At 62.9% G+C, this 16,578-nt stretch carries 16 protein-coding genes; 8 read left to right on the forward strand and 8 right to left on the reverse strand.

What is annotated here, in order from left to right; translation table 11 throughout:
• Nucleotides 1-41: 41 nt before the first annotated feature.
• Entirely contained in the window at nucleotides 42-950 is a 909-nt protein-coding gene (locus FV139_RS06190; protein WP_148067385.1) for an acetaldehyde dehydrogenase (acetylating), read from the forward strand.
• Between the two features lie 485 nt (nucleotides 951-1,435).
• A complete protein-coding gene (gene dmpG, locus FV139_RS06195; protein ID WP_148067386.1) occupies nucleotides 1,436-2,473 on the forward strand; it encodes a 4-hydroxy-2-oxovalerate aldolase in 1,038 nt (345 codons plus the stop codon).
• A gap of 89 nt (nucleotides 2,474-2,562) precedes the next feature.
• Here dmpG and FV139_RS06200 read toward each other — a convergent pair whose 3' ends face one another.
• Nucleotides 2,563-3,486: an NTP transferase domain-containing protein gene (locus FV139_RS06200; protein ID WP_187276426.1), complete on the reverse strand. Its 924-nt coding sequence runs from the start codon at nucleotides 3,484-3,486 to the stop codon at nucleotides 2,563-2,565.
• 29 nt (nucleotides 3,487-3,515) lie between these two features.
• Nucleotides 3,516-4,916: a Si-specific NAD(P)(+) transhydrogenase gene (sthA, locus tag FV139_RS06205; protein ID WP_148067388.1), complete on the reverse strand. Its 1,401-nt coding sequence runs from the start codon at nucleotides 4,914-4,916 to the stop codon at nucleotides 3,516-3,518.
• Nucleotides 4,917-5,033: 117 nt separating this feature from the next.
• Here sthA and FV139_RS06210 point away from each other — a divergent pair, with 117 nt between their 5' ends.
• Together FV139_RS06210 and FV139_RS06215 are read left to right on the forward strand one after the other, a co-directional pair.
• A complete protein-coding gene (locus FV139_RS06210; RefSeq protein WP_148067389.1) occupies nucleotides 5,034-5,726 on the forward strand; it encodes a glutathione S-transferase family protein in 693 nt (230 codons plus the stop codon).
• Nucleotides 5,719-6,429, forward strand: a complete 711-nt coding sequence (locus FV139_RS06215; RefSeq protein WP_148067390.1) for a sulfite exporter TauE/SafE family protein — start codon at nucleotides 5,719-5,721, stop codon at nucleotides 6,427-6,429. The genes FV139_RS06210 and FV139_RS06215 overlap by 8 nt, the downstream gene beginning before the upstream one ends.
• Before the next feature lie 21 nt (nucleotides 6,430-6,450).
• Here FV139_RS06215 and FV139_RS06220 read toward each other — a convergent pair whose 3' ends face one another.
• Nucleotides 6,451-6,981 carry a MarR family winged helix-turn-helix transcriptional regulator gene (locus FV139_RS06220; RefSeq protein WP_235898566.1) on the reverse strand — a complete coding sequence of 177 codons (531 nt, stop codon included), beginning with the start codon at nucleotides 6,979-6,981 and terminating at the stop codon, nucleotides 6,451-6,453.
• 308 nt (nucleotides 6,982-7,289) lie between these two features.
• Here FV139_RS06220 and ectA point away from each other — a divergent pair, with 308 nt between their 5' ends.
• The 4 genes from ectA (at nucleotide 7,290) to FV139_RS06240 (ending at nucleotide 11,257) form a co-directional block, all read left to right on the forward strand.
• Nucleotides 7,290-7,805: a diaminobutyrate acetyltransferase gene (ectA, locus tag FV139_RS06225; protein WP_148067392.1), complete on the forward strand. Its 516-nt coding sequence runs from the start codon at nucleotides 7,290-7,292 to the stop codon at nucleotides 7,803-7,805.
• An 85-nt stretch (nucleotides 7,806-7,890) separates the two neighbouring features.
• On the forward strand, nucleotides 7,891-9,240 hold the full coding sequence (gene ectB / locus FV139_RS06230; RefSeq protein ID WP_148067393.1) for a diaminobutyrate--2-oxoglutarate transaminase: 1,350 nt from the start codon (nucleotides 7,891-7,893) through the stop codon (nucleotides 9,238-9,240).
• A gap of 82 nt (nucleotides 9,241-9,322) precedes the next feature.
• Nucleotides 9,323-9,727 carry an ectoine synthase gene (locus FV139_RS06235; protein ID WP_148067394.1) on the forward strand — a complete coding sequence of 135 codons (405 nt, stop codon included), beginning with the start codon at nucleotides 9,323-9,325 and terminating at the stop codon, nucleotides 9,725-9,727.
• A gap of 87 nt (nucleotides 9,728-9,814) precedes the next feature.
• A complete protein-coding gene (locus FV139_RS06240; RefSeq protein WP_148067395.1) occupies nucleotides 9,815-11,257 on the forward strand; it encodes an aspartate kinase in 1,443 nt (480 codons plus the stop codon).
• Between the two features lie 42 nt (nucleotides 11,258-11,299).
• On the opposite strand, the gene FV139_RS06245 is transcribed toward FV139_RS06240, so the two are convergent.
• Genes FV139_RS06245 through ccoG form a run of 5 tightly spaced genes read right to left on the reverse strand, consistent with a single transcriptional unit; the run spans nucleotide 11,300 to nucleotide 16,560 of the window.
• On the reverse strand, nucleotides 11,300-12,004 hold the full coding sequence (locus FV139_RS06245) for a sulfite exporter TauE/SafE family protein (RefSeq protein ID WP_148067396.1): 705 nt from the start codon (nucleotides 12,002-12,004) through the stop codon (nucleotides 11,300-11,302).
• Nucleotides 12,001-12,198 carry a cbb3-type cytochrome oxidase assembly protein CcoS gene (gene ccoS, locus FV139_RS06250; RefSeq protein ID WP_148067397.1) on the reverse strand — a complete coding sequence of 66 codons (198 nt, stop codon included), beginning with the start codon at nucleotides 12,196-12,198 and terminating at the stop codon, nucleotides 12,001-12,003. The genes FV139_RS06245 and ccoS overlap by 4 nt, the downstream gene beginning before the upstream one ends.
• 6 nt (nucleotides 12,199-12,204) lie before the next feature.
• Nucleotides 12,205-14,673 carry a heavy metal translocating P-type ATPase gene (locus FV139_RS06255; RefSeq protein WP_148067398.1) on the reverse strand — a complete coding sequence of 823 codons (2,469 nt, stop codon included), beginning with the start codon at nucleotides 14,671-14,673 and terminating at the stop codon, nucleotides 12,205-12,207.
• The gene (locus FV139_RS06260) at nucleotides 14,657-15,151 is read right to left on the reverse strand and encodes a FixH family protein (protein ID WP_148067399.1); all 495 of its coding nucleotides are present in this window, start codon (nucleotides 15,149-15,151) and stop codon (nucleotides 14,657-14,659) included. The genes FV139_RS06255 and FV139_RS06260 overlap by 17 nt, the downstream gene beginning before the upstream one ends.
• Nucleotides 15,148-16,560 (reverse strand): cytochrome c oxidase accessory protein CcoG, encoded by a 1,413-nt coding sequence (gene ccoG / locus FV139_RS06265; protein WP_148067400.1) that lies wholly within the window; start codon nucleotides 16,558-16,560, stop codon nucleotides 15,148-15,150. Before ccoG ends, FV139_RS06260 begins: the two co-directional genes overlap by 4 nt.
• Nucleotides 16,561-16,578 lie beyond the last annotated feature (18 nt).

The following is a 16,578-nucleotide window of genomic DNA, read 5'->3' on the forward strand; positions in this document are numbered from 1 at the left end:
GCGCCGGGCACAACGCGCCCGCACAGAGGAAACCAAGCACCATGAGCAACAAAATCAAGGCCGCCATCATCGGCCCCGGCAACATCGGCACCGACCTGCTGATGAAAGCCATGCGCTCCGACGTCATCGAGCCCGTGTGGATGGTCGGCGTCGTCCCCGACTCCCCCGGCCTGGCCCGGGCCCAGGAAATGGGCCTGAAAACCACGGCCGAGGGTGTCGACGGCATGCTGCCCACCATGCAGGCCGACGGCGTACAGATCTGCTTCGACGCCACCTCCGCTTATGTCCACGCGGAGAACAGCCGCAAGGTCAATGAGCAGGGTGCGGTCATGATCGACCTGACCCCCGCCGCCATCGGCCCCTTCTGTGTGCCGCCGGTGAACCTGGCGAATGCGGTGGCGGAGCAAAAGATGAACGTGAACATGGTCACCTGCGGTGGCCAGGCCACCATTCCGCTGGTGGCCGCGGTGTCCCGGGTGCAGCCCGTGTCCTACGCCGAGATCGTGGCCACGGTGAGCAGCAAGTCCGCCGGCCCCGGTACCCGCAAGAACATCGACGAGTTTACCCGCACCACCTCCCGCGGGATCGAACTGGTGGGCGGTGCCGACAAGGGCAAGGCAATCATCATCATCAACCCGGCGGAGCCGCCGCTGATCATGCGCGACACGATTCACTGCCTGACGGTGGATGAACCGGACCAGGAGGCGATTCGCAAGTCGATCGACGAGATGATCTTGGAAGTCCAGAAGTATGTGCCGGGCTACACGCTGAAGAACGGGCCGGTGTTCGATGGCAAGCGGGTGTCGATTTATATGGAGGTGGAAGGCCTCGGGGATTTCCTGCCGAAGTATGCGGGGAATCTGGACATCATGACGGCGGCGGGGCTGCGGACGGCGGAGATGTATGCGGAGGAGATTCTGGCGGGGCGGTTTGTGCCGGCGGCGGCCTAAACGGTCTACTGCTCATGTTAAGCGCATTGAGCGTTAGGCTCATTGGGTCTTACCGAAGCTGTAGCACTCCGCGATTCGGCGTTCGCACCGGGGGGTGCCTTCCGCGACTCGCCGTGAACCCATCCATGGGGGCTCGACAGCGGCATCCATGCCGCTGACGGTCGCTACAGGCACCCCCCGATGCGAACGCCTTGGCTGGGTGGAACGGGCGGCAATGGGATCTGCGTTTACGCTGGGTTTACCGTCAGCTTACGTAGCACGTGACCCGGTCGTATTCGCACAAGAGAGGTAGCGGTGTCGGGGTAAGGCCCGGAGGGACTCTATGAGGCATGGATGCCGATTAGAAGCGTACATGGATGTACTTGCAGCGTGTCCCGGAGGGCCTTACCGCGGCGCCGCTACCGGCAGAAAAGCACCTTATACCACCGAGCGCCGATTTTGCTTAGGTGACTCACCATGAACATAGTAAACAGAGACTCAACACCATGGATCTGAAAGGCAAGAAAATCACCGTCCACGACATGTGCCTGCGCGACGGGATGCATCCCAAGCAGCACCAGATCACCGTGGACGAAATGGTCACCGTCGCCAAGGCGATGGACGAGGCCGGCATTCCCCTGATCGAAGTGACTCACGGCGATGGCCTGGGTGGGGCTTCCGTCAACTACGGCTTCCCCGCCAACACCGACCAGGAATACCTGAGCGCCGTGTGCGGTGCGGTGAAGAACACCAGAGTCTCGGCCCTGCTGCTGCCCGGCATCGGCACCGTCGACCACCTCAAGATGGCCGTCGACTGTGGCATCGGCACCATCCGCGTGGCCACGCACTGCTCCGAGGCCGACGTATCCGAGCAGCACCTGACCATGGCCAGCAAGATCGACGGTCTCGATGTCGTCGGGTTCCTGATGATGGCCCACATGATCTCGCCCGAAGAGCTGGTCGAGCAGTTGAAGATGATGGAAGGCTTCGGGGCCAACTGCGTGTACATCACCGACTCCGCCGGCTACATGCTGCCCGATGACGTCAGTGCCCGGGTGGCGCTGGCGCGGGAAAAGCTGAATCCAGCGACCGAGATCGGCTTCCACGGCCACCACAACCTCGGCATGGGCATTGCCAACTCCCTGGCGGCGGTGGAGGCAGGTGCGAATCGTATCGACGGCTCACTGGCCGGGCTTGGCGCCGGTGCCGGCAACACCCCTCTGGAAGTGTTCCTGGCGGTGTGCGACCGCATGGGCGTGGAGACGGGGGTGGACCTGTTCAAGGCCATGGACGTGGCGGAGGACCTGATCGTGCCGCTGATGGACCACATCGTGCGGGTGGACCGGGATTCCCTGACCCTGGGCTGGGCGGGGGTGTACTCGTCCTTCCTGCTGTTCGCCAAGCGGGCGGCGGCGAAGTACAACCTGTCGGCGCGGGATATCCTGGTGGAACTGGGCCGGCGGCGCACGGTGGGCGGCCAGGAAGACATGATCGAGGACCTGGCGCTGGATATGGCGCGAGAGCGGGACAAACTCGGCGCCTGATGCGCCGACTATTGCTACCCGACTACCGGCAGCACGCGCCCTCTGGCGTGCTGCCGACAGCTCCACAAACGGCTGGCTGACCGGGCAGGTCAGTTCTCCCCGGGTAGGGGTGGGGGCCGGCTGAATTCCTCCCAGCGTTCCTGCAGTACCGCGTAGTCCCTGTCATTGTCCACGTCGATGGCGCAGCCGCCGAGGGTGGTCTCAACAATCCCGGCCCTTGTCCTGAGTACCGCGGAGGCGATGCCTTCCACTTCCTCCTGGCGTACTTTCCTGCGGGCAAATCGCCACAGGGCCTTCCATCCCAGCTGGTGGCCGACTTCCGCCAGCTGCAGCATCAGGTACAGGTAAAGGGCTCGCCAACCAATCCCTTGCTGGGACAGCAGGTCGCGGGCGGTGCGCAGCATGTTGCGAAAATCCCGCTGGTAGCGGAAGCCGTAGATGTCCTCGATATAGGCCCGATTCTCTACCCGCAGCGGGCGCACCAGGTGCAGGTTGTTGAGGCGGAGGCTGGCTTCTGCGAGATGCAGGTAGCGCATGTGGATACCGGGCCGGCCGTCCCGTGGGTAAAAGCGCTGTAACGCCTGTTCCGCGCTCATGCCCACGCAGTAATCGAGGGGGCGTTCAGCGCAGCGTGCGAGAAATTCGTCGATCTCCGCGCGGCTGATCAGGGGCATATCGGCACCCAGTACCAGCACCTGCCGGTCGGGGTTCTCCCCGGAACCTTGCGTCAATCGGGTGAAGGCCTTCCAGAAATTCTGGTAGGCGGTATCTTCCTGTTCCAGTAACAGAACGGGCGTTGCCAGGGGGGTGTTGGCCACAGTGTCCGCCAGTTGGGCTTCGGGGCCGACTACCGTGATGCTGCGGATGTGGGCGACCTGGCCCAGCGCCAGCAATACCCGCTGCAGGAGGGAGTGGCCGCCGAGGGCGAGCAGGGCCTTGTTGGTGACCCCGGCAACGGCACGGGCGGCGCCGCGGTCGCCGGCAAGCACGATGGCATCCACAGGACTGACCACCGCGCTCACCTCAATGGGCTCTCACGGTACTACACCCCGGTCAGGCGGTTGAGGCCGTTGAGCGCCGCGATGCGGTAGGCCTCCGCCATGGTCGGGTAGTTGAATGTCGTGGTAATGAAGTAGCGCAATGTGTTGCCCTTGCCTTCCTGTTTCATGATGGCCTGGCCGATGTGGATGATCTCGGTGGCCTCCGCTCCAAAACAGTGTATACCGAGTATGGCCAGTGTGTCGGGGCAGAACAGGATTTTCAGCATGCCCACATCCTCGCCGGAAATCTGTCCGCGGGCGGTGTCCTTGAAAAAGGCCCGGCCCACCTCGAAGGGAATGCGGGCGTCGGTGAGTTCCTTCTCGGAGCGTCCCACCGAGCTGATCTCGGGAATGGTATAGATGCCCGTCGGCACGTCATCGACGTAGCGCACTCGCTCCTTGCCGCGGGAAACAGCGGCGGCCGAGCGGCCCTGGTCATAGGCGGCGCTGGCCAGGCTGGGCCAGCCGATAACGTCGCCCACGGCGTAGATATTGGCCACTTCGGTCTGGTACTGCTGGTTGACCTGCAACTGGCCGCGGCTGTCAGCCTCCAGGCCGACGGCGCCCAGATTCAGCTTGTCGGTATTGCCGGTGCGGCCGTTACACCACAGCAGGGCGTCACCGCGCAGGCGCTTGCCGGATTTCAGATGCAGGGTAACCCCTTCCTCCGTGGCTTCGACGCGCTCATAAACCTCGCGGTGGCGCACCATGACGCCCATGTCCCGCAGGTGGTAGTTCAGGGCCACCGAAATTTCGTCATCGAGAAAGGCCAGCAGGTAGTCGAAGCTGTTGATCAGTTCTACCTTGATGCCCAGGCCGCTGAAGATAGAGGCGTATTCACAGCCGATCACTCCGGCGCCGACAATCAGGATCTTGCGCGGTGTGTGCTTCAGATCGAGGATGGTATCGCTGTCGTAGACACGTGGGTGGCTGAAATCCACATCCTCCGGCTGGTAGGGACGGGAACCCGTAGCGATAACGATATCGCGAGCGGTCAGCTTTTCGATAATGCCGTCGGACTGGCGGATGGCCAGAGTGTGCTGGTCGACAAAGCTGGCCTGGCCGAGATGCAGGTCGATGGCATTGCGGGCGTAGAACTTGCTCCGCATCTCTACCTGCTTCTCGATCACCCCGCTGGCGACCGATAGTGCGGTGGGGTAGGGGATCTGTCGGCTGTGGCCGATTTCCCGAAACAGGCGCCCGCTGTTGAAGCGCATCAGTTGCTTGACCGCGTGGCGCAGGGCCTTGGAGGGAATGGTACCGCGGTGGGTACAACCGCCGCCCACCATGGGGCGGTCCTCGATCACGGCGGCGCGCTTGTTGTGCTTGGATGCGTTCAGTGCAGCACTTTCGCCCGACGGGCCGCTGCCGATTACCAGTACATCGTAATCGTAAGTCGTCATGGTGTTGAATCCTTACCGGGAGTGGGGCCCGGGATCACCGGTCCGCCAGAGGCGCGTATTGTAGTCATACAGCCAGGTCAGGTAAATTCGGAGCATTTCACAAGATGAGCAATGACGATGAGCGCAGTGAGACTGGTCATAGGTAACCGCAACTACTCCTCCTGGTCACTGCGCGCCTGGCTGTCCCTGCGTAAAAGCGGGGTGAGTTTCGAGGAAATCGTGCTGCCGCTGGATACCCCGGAATTTGCCGCAAGGGTGGGTCAGTACTCCCCCTCGCGGACCGTGCCGGTGTTGCAGCACGGGGAGCACTGTATCTGGGATTCTCTGGCCATCTGTGAATACGTGAACGAGCAGTTTGCCGGTGGCGAGCAGTGGCCCGGGGATCCCGCCGCGCGCGCCTTCGGCCGGTCCCTGGTGGCGGAAATGCACAGCGGCTATGGGGCACTGCGTGGCGCCATGCCGATGAATTTCCGTGCCCGTGGCCGGGTGGTGGCTCGCAACCCGGCACTGGAGGCCGATATTGCCCGGGTCATCGAGCGCTGGCAGACCTCCCGGGAACGCTATGCTGCCGACGGCCCCTGGTTGTTGGGGCGGTTCAGTATTGCTGATGCATTTTTCGCACCCGTGGTGGTGCGATTCGGCGGTTACACTGTGGAATTGCCCCCGGGCCCGGTGGCGGATTACGCCGTCCACTTGCGCTCCGATCCCGACATGCTGGACTGGGAAGCGGCAGCCGCAGCCGAGACCTGGATCGTCCAGGCGGACGAGGCGGGAGTCGAGGCCGGTACTGCCCTGGCCTCCGATGACTGAATACCTCCTGGTTCCACTGACCTTTCTCACGTCTGCCCTGGCGGGGGCGATTGGCATGGGGGGCGGTGTCCTGCTGCTGACCTTGATGCCAGGGCTGGTTCCTGTTGCAGCCATCCTGCCCCTGCACGCCCTGACCCAACTGGCGAGTAACCTGTCGCGGGCGGGCTTTGGCTGGAAACACATCGACTGGACCCTGGCCCCGGCCATTGCCGCGGGCGGCTTGCTGGGGGCGGCGGTGGGCGGGGGAGTATACCGACACCTGTCACTGGAATGGCTACCGGCAGTGGTCGGCGTGCTGATTCTGTTGATCACCTGGCTGCCGTTGCCGAAACCACGGGGGCGTGGACAGTTTGCCCTGGCGCTGCTGGGTTTCTACCAGACGGGCCTGGGGATGGTGGCCGGGGCGACCGGTCCCCTGGGGGCCGCCGTATTGGCGCGCTACCGTGTCGAGCGGGACTGGCTGGTGGTCAACACCGCGGTGTATATGAGTATCAGCCACATGCTGCGCTGCCTGGCGTTCGCATTGCTGGGGTTCAGCCTGGGCCCCTGGTGGCCGCTGCTGCTGGCGATGGTTGCCGCCAGCATTGTCGGTTCCTGGGCCGGTACCCGCCTGCGGCGGTTTCTTCCCCAGGCAGATTTCCAGCGCTGGTTCCGCTGGCTGGTCACCCTGCTGGCCCTGCGGATGATCTATCTGGCCTTGTGAACCCTGCCGCTGGCGCGCAGCTCAGCTGTGGCGTTTGTTTTCCGCCTCGTGCAGGGCGTCAGCCCGGTCGTGTGCGGCGTTCTGGCGATCCAGCATGCCGATGTCGAGCACAGGTGAGGCGTCGATATGCTGGGCATCCATCATCTGGGCAATCCGCTGGAGCGACGAGATGATCATGGTCTGTTCCCATTCCTGGAGGTCGCCGAACTGGCGCGTGAACTGGGCCTGCAAGGGCAGGGGAGCACTTTTCAGCACCTCCATGGCTTCGTCCGTCAGGTAGGCGTGCACCTTGCGCTTGTCCGTTTTCGAGCGCTCCCGGTAGATCAGGCCGCGCTTCTCCAGGCGATCCAGGATCGAGGTCACTGTAGCCTGGCTCAGGCTGACATCTGCCGCCAGCTCGCCGATGGTGACCTCGCCCTTGTCGCGGATGGTCTGTAGCAGCAGGATCTGCGGCGCCGTCAGGCCGGTCGTTTTTGCCAGGTGCTTGGAGTGGAGGTCGGTGGCGCGAATCACGCGCCGGAGGGCGACCAGGACTTCTTCAATGCGGCCCAAGAGTGTTTCCTGCCCGATAAATAGAAAGGCCGAATTATACCCATCCGCCTCGCATCCGCCTAAGGACTCGCCGCCCAAATGCTTTGATGTACTGCGCTTTTTTTGCTGAAAATCCACTGTCATTGATCTTCAAACCGTCATAAATATTTTGTGAACTAAATATAAATATGCACCATTACGGGGCCTATTCTCGCTTATCGTGAGCAAAATGTGAACATTAACAGGAAATATAGGGTTAAAAAATGGTGCGCGCGCCCTTATAATATCGAACACGAAATATTTGAATCGAAATATTTAGGAGTAAATAGATGAGTGTTGAAATCACATTGCGCGTCCCCACGGCGGAAGACGGCAGTGGGGTGCACCACCTGATCGGGCGCTGTCCGCCCCTGGATACCAATTCCATGTACTGCAATCTGTTGCAGTGCGCCCATTTCGCCGAGACCTCGGTTGCTGCGGTGATGGGCAATGAGCTGGTGGGTTTCATTTCCGGGTACATCATTCCCGGCCGGGAGGACACGCTGTTCATCTGGCAGGTAGCCGTGGGTGAGAAAGCCCGGGGCCAGGGGCTGGCCGGGAAAATGCTCGCGCACATCGTCGACCGCGAACGCTGTGCAAGTGTGCGCTTTATGGAAACCACCATTACCGAGGACAACGAGGCCTCCTGGGCCCTGTTCACTGGCTTCGCCCAGCGCCGGGAGGCGGAAATGTCCCGCAGTGTCATGTTCGATCGCGAACGCCATTTCGGCGGCGACCACGCTTCCGAGTTACTGGTTCGCATTGGTCCGTTCGGCGGCCTGGCGGCCGTTCGGGCGGCCGGCTGAGGTGCGGCTGGCTGAGGCGCAGCCAAACCCCCTTCAGCCCGCAAGGCTATTCACCGTTAAAACACATTCAAGCAGAGGAACTGCAATGAAAATTTTTGAAGAAATCGAATCCGAAGTTCAGAGCTATGCCCGCGCCTTCCCGCGGGTGTTCAATCGTGCCCAGGGTGAGTTTCTTTACGATGAGGACGGCAACGAATACATCGACTTCCTGGCCGGTGCCGGCACTCTCAACTACGGTCACAACAACCCGGTGTTCAAGGAAAAGCTGCTCGAGTACATCCACTCCGACGGCATTACCCACGGCCTCGACCTGCACACCCGGGCGAAGCAGGAATTCCTGGAGACCTTCAACGACAAGATTCTCAAGCCGCGCAGCATGGAATACGTCATGCAGTTCACCGGCCCCACCGGCACCAATGCGGTGGAAGCGGCCCTGAAACTGGCCCGCACCATCACCGGGCGCGAGAACGTGATCTCCTTCACCAACGGTTTCCACGGCGTGAGCCTGGGCTCTCTGGCCACCACCGGCAACTCCCACCACCGCGGTGCCGCAGGCATCACCCTGGGTGGCAGCAGCCGGATGCCCTACGACGGCTACCTGGGTGAAGACATGGACACCACGGCCTACCTGGACAAGGTACTGTCCGATTCCAGCAGCGGTGTTGATCACCCCGCGGCGGTTGTCGTGGAGACGGTTCAGGGTGAGGGTGGTATCAACGCAGCCAGCTTCGAATGGCTGCGCAACCTCGAAACCGTGTGCCGCAAGCACAACATGCTGTTGATCGTGGACGACATCCAGGCAGGTTGTGGCCGTACCGGTACTTTCTTCAGCTTTGAGGAAGCCGGTATTACCCCGGACATCATCACGCTGTCCAAGTCGCTGGGCGGCTACGGACTGCCCTTTGCGGTGGTGCTGATTCGTCCGGAACTGGACCAGTGGCGTCCGGGTGAGCACAACGGCACCTTCCGCGGCAACAACTTTGCATTCGTGACGGCGACAGCCGCCATCAACGAGTACTGGAGTGACGACAAGTTCTCTCGCGGCATCCGCGCCAAGGGTGAGTATGTGGCCAAGCGCCTGGAGCAAATCGTCGCAAAATACGGTGAGGGCAACTTTACCTCCTGTGGTCGTGGCATGTTCCGCGGCATCAACTGTGTGAATGGTGATATCGCTGGCAAAATTACCCGCGCTGCCTTCCAGAAGGGCCTGATTATCGAGACCAGTGGCGCCGACGACCAGGTGGTCAAGTTCCTGTGTCCGCTGGTGATCAGCGAAGCCAACCTCAAGCGCGGCATCGATATCGTCGAGCAGGCGATTGCAGAGGTTTGCGCCAAGGAGGACAGCATTCCCGAAACCGTCGACTATTTCGACGATGACTACCAGATCGACGCCGGTGACGAGACGGACCGCGAGGTCCTGAAGCGCGCCAGCTGAACCCTGCCGTTAACCCTTTGATTTGACGACTTCTCCCCGGGCGCTGTCCCGGGGGGCTCTACTGCAAGGAGAAAGTAGCAAGATGATTGTGAGAGACCTGGAAACCGCCGCCGCTTCCGGCCGCAAGATTGTTTCACCCGATGGCAACTGGGACAGCGTGCGCATGTTGTTGAAAGACGACAACATGGGTTTTTCCTTCCATATCACCACGATTTACGAGGGTGCCGATTTCGGTATGCACTACCAGAATCACCTGGAGTCGGTTTACTGCATGTCCGGAGAGGGTGAAGTGGAAACCGTGGCCGACGGCAAAAAGTACCCGATCAAGCCCGGTACGCTCTATATCCTCGACCAGAACGACAAGCATATCCTGCGAGCCTTCAAGGAAATGAAAATGGCCTGTGTGTTCAATCCGCCCCTGCACGGGACTGAGGTTCACAACAAGGAAGGTGCCTACGAACTGGAGGCCGACACGGTTACCGACTGAGTACCTGACGCCGCGCCGCGCGCCCGTTGCGACAACCTGCGCGCGGCGACCGCAGCTACCAGTCATTCAACCGGACCAGGAGAGAACATGAGTTTGCACAGCGTGGAGAAAATCGGTGGCACGTCCATGAGCGACTATGTCGCCGTGCGCGATCACATCGTATTTGCCCAGGCGGCACCGGACACCCAGTACCAGCGGGTGTTCGTGGTATCCGCCTACGGCGGTATCACCAACAAGTTGCTGGAAGATAAGAAGGACGGCTCGCCGGGTGTCTACGCCCTGTTTGCCGAGGGCTTCAAGGACGATAACTGGGCGGAGGCGCTGGAGGGCGTCCGCGGCATCATGTACGACAAGAACGCCAGTCTGTTCAAGGACGAGCTCGAACTGCGCGCCGCCAATGAGTTTATCGGCGAGCGGCTGGACAATGCCCGCAAATGCCTGGAAGACCTGCAGAGCCTGTGTCGCCACGGTCACTTCTCGGTGGAAGACCACCTGATGACCGTGCGCGAGATGCTGGCCAGTGTCGGTGAGGCCCACAGCGCCTGGAATACCGCCAGGCTGCTCCGGCGCGATGGCATCAATGCGGTCTTTGTCGACCTCACCGGCTGGCAGTCAGCCGAGCATATCTCCCTCGACGAACGTATCCTGCGCGCCTTTGCCGGCATCGACCTGAACCAGCAGATGCCGATCGTTACCGGCTACGCCCATAGCGAGGACGGCCTGATCAACTCTTTCGATCGCGGCTACAGCGAAATGACGTTCAGTCGTCTCGCGGTGCTGACCCAGGCGCGCGAAGCCATCATTCACAAGGAGTTTCACCTGAGCACGGCTGATCCCGGCCTGGTGGGCGAGGACAAGGCGGTACCGATTGGCAGGACCAATTACGATGTCGCCGACCAGCTGGCCAATCTCGGGATGGAGGCGATTCACCCGAAAGCGGCCAAGGGACTGCGCCAGAACGGCATTCCCCTGCGGGTAAAAAATACCTTTGAGCCGGAACATGGCGGCACCCTTATCACTGGCGACTACGTCAGCGATACGGCCTGTGTCGAAATCATCGCCGGCTGTCGCGGAGTGTACGCGTTGGAGCTGTTCGACCAGGATATGGGCGGCAAGGTCGGTGACTACGATGCGGAGATCCTGAAAACCATTCAGCGTTTCAAGGCGCACAACGTGGCCAAGGATATCAATGCCAATACTGTGACCAACTACCTGTCGACCAACCTCAAGACAGTGAAGCGGATCAAGAACGTATTGCAGGAACGATTCCCGGAAGCGGAAATCCGCCAACAGAAGGTGGCGATTGTCTCTGCCATCGGCAGCGACATGCAGGTGCCGGGGATTCTCGCCAAGACGGTGAACGCCCTGTCGGAGCACGACATCAGTGTGCTGGCCATCCACCAGTCCATGCGCCAGGTGGATATGCAGTTTGTGGTGAACGAAGAAGACTACGAACAGGCCATTCGCAGCCTGCACAAAGGCCTGGTAGAGCCGCACGATCACGGCCGGGCAATCTGCCTCGCTTCCTGAGCCTCGCGGCTTTCTCAGCGCCCGCCCTTCGCGGCGGGCGTTTCAGTGATGCTGATGTTCCATTGTCGGGGCTGCCGAGGGCGGGGAGAGCAGGTGCCCGCTGTGAGCGGCGGTGAGATACAGGCTCCAGAGGCCTCCGGCGATTAACAACAGGGCCAGCGCAATGCGCAGGCCCCGTGCCCGCAGCAGCCCCTGTAACCGGCTCGCTCCGACACTGGCCAGTACCATGGCCGGCAGGGTGCCGAGGCCGAAGCACAGCATCATAACGGCGCTCCCGGCCACACTCTGTTGGGTGGCCGCCAGCGCCAGCGCGCTGTAGATCAGGCCGCAGGGCATCATGCCCCAGCACAGGCCGAGTCCCAGCGCTTGCGCTGCGCTCCGCACCGGCAGTAGCGGTTTCGCCAACGCCTGCACCGGTCGCCACAGATAGGCGCCCCCGCGCTCCAGCCACTGCAGGCCCCGCCACCAGTTCCCGATGTAGAGCCCCATTGCCACCATCAGCAGACCGGCGCAATAACGCAGGGCAATGGTCCAGCTGGCGATATCGGGAATCGCCGCCAGGTAGCCTGCCGCCGCGCCGAGCGCGGTGTAGCTCAGCAGGCGGCCGCTGTGGTAGCTGGCGGTGATCGAGCCGCTGGTATTCCCGCCCAGGCCGAGGGCCGCTGTGATACCGCCACACATGCCCAGGCAGTGACCGGCACCGGCCAGTCCTACAGCGAAGGCGGCAATCAGTTCAGTAATGGTCACGGGTTGGGGTGGCGGTCCTGCTGGTCGCTGTCTGCGTCCTGTTTGCCGGGTTTGGCGTCCTCGTCCATCAGCACCCGCCAGGCTTCTTTGTCGAGGTCTTCGTACTGGCCGCTGTTGATCGCCCACAGCAGCAGCCGTACCGCGATAATGCAGAAGATCAGCGCAACCGGAATCAATAAGTAGAGGCTTGCCATGGCGAGTCAGTTGCCGTTGCGGGTCAGTCGCAGGGAGTTTAACACCACCAGCAGCGAGCTGGCCGACATGCCCAGGGCGGCGGCCCAGGGAGGAACCAGCCCGCAGGCGGCGAGAGGGATGGCGCAGCCATTGTATCCCAGGGCCCAGGCCATGTTCTGCAGGATGATGCGACGGCAGCGCAGGGCGGTGCGCCAGGTCAGGCCCACGGCATCCAGGTCGCGGCCTTCGATCACGAAGTCGGCCTGGGCGCGGGCCAGGTCGGTGGCGTCTGCGACCGCGAACGAGGCATCCGCCTGGGCCAGCAGGGGGCCGTCGTTGAGGCCGTCGCCCACGGCGACCACCACCCTGCCTTCCTTTTGCAGTTCATCCAGCCGGGCCAGTTTCTGCTCGGGACTGAGCCCTCCGGTTGCCCGGTCCAGGGGCAGGGAGCGGGCCGCTGTCGCGACCCGGTCGGCACTGTCCCCGGACAGCATTTCCGTGTGCAGTCCGGCCTGCTGTAGTTGCTGTAACTGGGCGGCGGCCTCGGGCCGGAGCCTGTCGTCGAAGGCGAACCAGGCCTGCGGTGCGTCGGCCCGCACCAGCGCTACCCAGTAGTGCTGCTGGTCGGGAGCTGCGGGCAACTCCGGGGCGATAGCGCGGCAGAACGCAGCACTGCCCATGCGCCACTCACGCTGTTCTGCGTCCCGGGCGCTGACCCCCGCACCTACCTCGTAGAGGGCGTCGTGAAATCCCGGGGCTGCTGCCTGCTGGTCGAAAACCCTTGCCACCGGGTGTCGCGAAGCGCGCTGCAGCGCGGCCGCTACGGCGCACAGGGCAGTGTCCTGGCCGGTTTGTGGCTGCTCCCCGGAGAGCGGCACGATGGTCTCGATTGCAAACCGGCCGGTGGTCAGCGTCCCGGTCTTGTCGACCACCAGGGTGTCTGCTCGCGCCAGGGCATCCAGGGCGTTCTCACCGTGAACCAGCACCCCTTTGCGCCGTAGTGCCGCGGCGGCACTGGTCAGCGCAGCGGGCGTCGCCAGGGCGAGGGCGCAGGGGCAACTGATCACGAGCACCGACAGGCTGACCCACAGGGCGCGTGCCGGGTCGATGCTGTACCACACCAGGGCGGTGGCCGATGTCAGCAGCAGGACCGCCAGCACAAAAGCGCCGGCAACCCGGTCCGCCAGGCGCCACAGCAGTGGCTTGGCCCCGCTGGCCCGCCCCACGGACTGTTGCAATGCGGCCAGACGGCTTTCGCTAAAGGGACCGGCAGCGGCGATTTCCAGGGCGCCCTCCAGGTTGAGAGTGCCTGCAAAGACCGTGTCGCCCGGGCCGATTACCCGGGGCTGGTGCTCACCATTAAAGGTGTCCTCGCGGACCGAGCCTTTGCCTTTAATCACCGTGCCGTCCACGGCCAGGGTGCTGCCGGCGGGCACCAACAGGTGATCCCCGCGAATTACCGCCACCCGGGGGATGGGTGTCCAGCTATCGTCTTCCCGCCGCTGCACCACCGCGGGCAGCGCGCTTTCCACCTCATACCAGTTGAGCTGGAACCGGCGGCGCATGCGCTGCTCCAGGAATCGGCCCAGTAACAGGAAAAAGGTAAACATCACCACGGAGTCGAAGTACACCTGGCCGCTGCCGGAGAGCGTCGCCCAGGCACTGGCCAGCCAGGCCAGGCCAATGGCCAGGGCCACCGGCAGGTCCATCACCAGGGCGCCGGCGCGCAGGTGGCGCCAGGCGTTCTCGAAAAAGGTGCGGGCGGAGTACAGCACCACGAAACCGGTGATGATCAGGCTCACCCAGCGCATCAGGTCCCGGTACTCGCTGTCGATGCCCTGGAGGTCCCCGGCGTGCAGGGCAATGGCGAACATGCCGGCCTGCATCATCCCGAGGCCGGCCACCGCCAGCCGCCGCAAACTACGCCGGTGGTCGGCATCCAGTTGTTCGCGCTGGGCCTGTGCCAGGAAGGGTTGGGCGTGATAGCCGAGCCGTTCGATACGCTCGAACACCCGGGACAGGGGCAGTTGGTCGCTGTGGAAACGGATGTCCAGGCGCTGGTGCTGCAGGTTGACGTTGACTTCGACCACACCCTCCAGCTGGGACAGCCCCTGTTCGATCAACCAGGTACAGGCGGCGCAACTGACGCCTCCCAGCAGCAGGCGGGCGTGGCAGATGCCGTCGGATTCCGCAGTGCTGAAGCCCGCGGCCACCTCGGGCTGGTCGTATATCTGGAAAGCGGCGGCACCCGGCGTGGTGTCCGGGCGCTCGCCATAATCTGTGCGGCGCCGGTAATAGGCTGCCAGGCCCCCGTCGCGCACCAGTGTCGCCACCGCCTCGCAACCGGGGCAGCACATGGGCCGCAACGCACCCTCTATTTCTACCTTGAAGTCACTGCCTGCCGGAACGTCCTCGCCGCAGTGGAAGCATCGGGTCTGTTCGCGCGGCGCGGGAGAAGAGGGCGTCTGCGCGATGGCCTCAACTCTTGCCGTCATGGATGAAGTCGCTGGCCGCAAAGGACCCGTCCAGGCGCCAGGGTGTTTCGCCTGTGCTCTCGAGCACCCAGTGCCAGCCGACTGCCGGCACCTGGGGCAGGCGGGCGCGGTAACGCCCGGGGCTGGCCTGGATCAGCTCCGCGCTGAAATCCCGGTCGGCCTCCATGGGGTGGGAGATGAAGAGCTGCAGGCGGCTGGCAACGGCCGGCCCGGAGATCATCACCAGCAGTTCATCCCCCTCCAGCTGGAGAGTGGCACGGATGCCTGCGGCTTCCGCCCGTTCCCGTTTAGCCAGCTCCCGGTTGATGGCCAGCCCGTCCTTGTAGTACTCGTCCACCACCAGGTCGTCTGAACCGCTGTAGGCAATGACCATGGTCCAGATACTCGCGACAACCACAGCGCCAGGCAGGCCAATGAGGAACCAGGGCCAGAACTGGCGGTACCAGGGTGGGGCTACGATGTCATCGGAAAGTGTCATTCGAAGGGAATCATGAAACGTGATTCGACAGCCATGTGAATGTCGGGATTATCCGTAGAGCGCACATCGAATTCAATTTCGGTACTGGGCTTGTCGAGCACGCCGGCGGGCATGCGCAGGCGCAGCGAGAGTTCGCGCACCTCACCGGCATTGAGGGTGTAGTGGGTTTCGCCAATCACCTCCACCGCTTCCAGGCCTTTGACGTCGAGCTCGTATTCGTGCATTTCCGCGTCCATGTTGGCGAGATGGAGGGTGTAGATATTGTCGATCTCGCCGCTGGCGGAGGTGGTGTAGAGCTGGCTGCGATCGCGGAATACACCCACTTCGAGCGGTATGCGGCTGGCGATGGTGTAGGTGAATACGCCCACCATCAGGCACAACATGGCGGCATAGCCAATAATGCGCGGGCGCAGCCAGTGGGTGGTCCCGCCCTCGAGCTGGTGCTCGCTGGTGTAGCTGATGAGGCCGCGGGGGTACTCCATCTTGTCCATGATCGAGTTGCACGCGTCCACGCACAGGGCGCAGCCGATGCACTGGTACTGCAGACCGTCACGGATATCGATACCGGTGGGGCAGACCTGGACACAGAGCTCGCAGTCGATGCAGTCACCGAGCCCCTCGGCGCGATGGTCGGCATTGCGCTTGCGGGAACCGCGCGGGTCACCACGGGCGGGGTCGTAGGACACAATCAGGGTGTCCTTGTCGAACATCACCGACTGGAAGCGGGCGTAGGGACAGACATAGGTGCACACCTGCTCGCGCATCCACCCGGCATTGATGTAGGTGGCGCAGGTGAAGAACACGGTCCAGGCCGTGGCCATGAGGCCCGCACTGCCGGTGAAGAGGTCCGGGAGCAGGTCGCGAATGCCATAAAAATAGCCGATGAAGGTGAAGCCGGTGGCGAAGGCCACCAGTAGCCAGCCACCGTGCTTGGCGCCCTTGCGCAGGACTTTCTCCGGCGACCAGGGCGCCCTGTCCAGCTTCATGCGCTGGTTGCGGCTGCCCTCGGTTTTCTGCTCGATCCACATGAAGATGCTGGTCCACACCGTCTGCGGGCAGGTGTAGCCGCACCAGACGCGACCGGCAAAGGTGGTGACCGCGAACAGGCTGTAGGCGGCGATGATTAGCAGAAAGGCCAGCAGCGGAAAATCCTGTGGCCAGAAGGTCAGGCCCAGAATGTGGAATTTGCGCTCCGGCAGATCGAACAGGATGGCCTGGCGGCCGTCGATATTGAGCCAGGGGAGCAGGAAGTACCCCAGCAGTAACGGCCAGCCGGTATACAGCCGGATGCGCTGGTAGAACCCCTCGATCTTGCGGGTGTAGATTTTTTCGCGGTGCTGGTAGAGGTCTACCTCGCCGACCTCGGCGGGAGCGACCTCTTGTACATCGATCAGGTCGGGGTCAGACATGTCACTTTCCCGTTGCGC

The organism is Parahaliea maris, from assembly GCF_008064665.1.
GTDB classification, from domain to species: Bacteria; Pseudomonadota; Gammaproteobacteria; order Pseudomonadales; family Halieaceae; genus Parahaliea; species Parahaliea maris.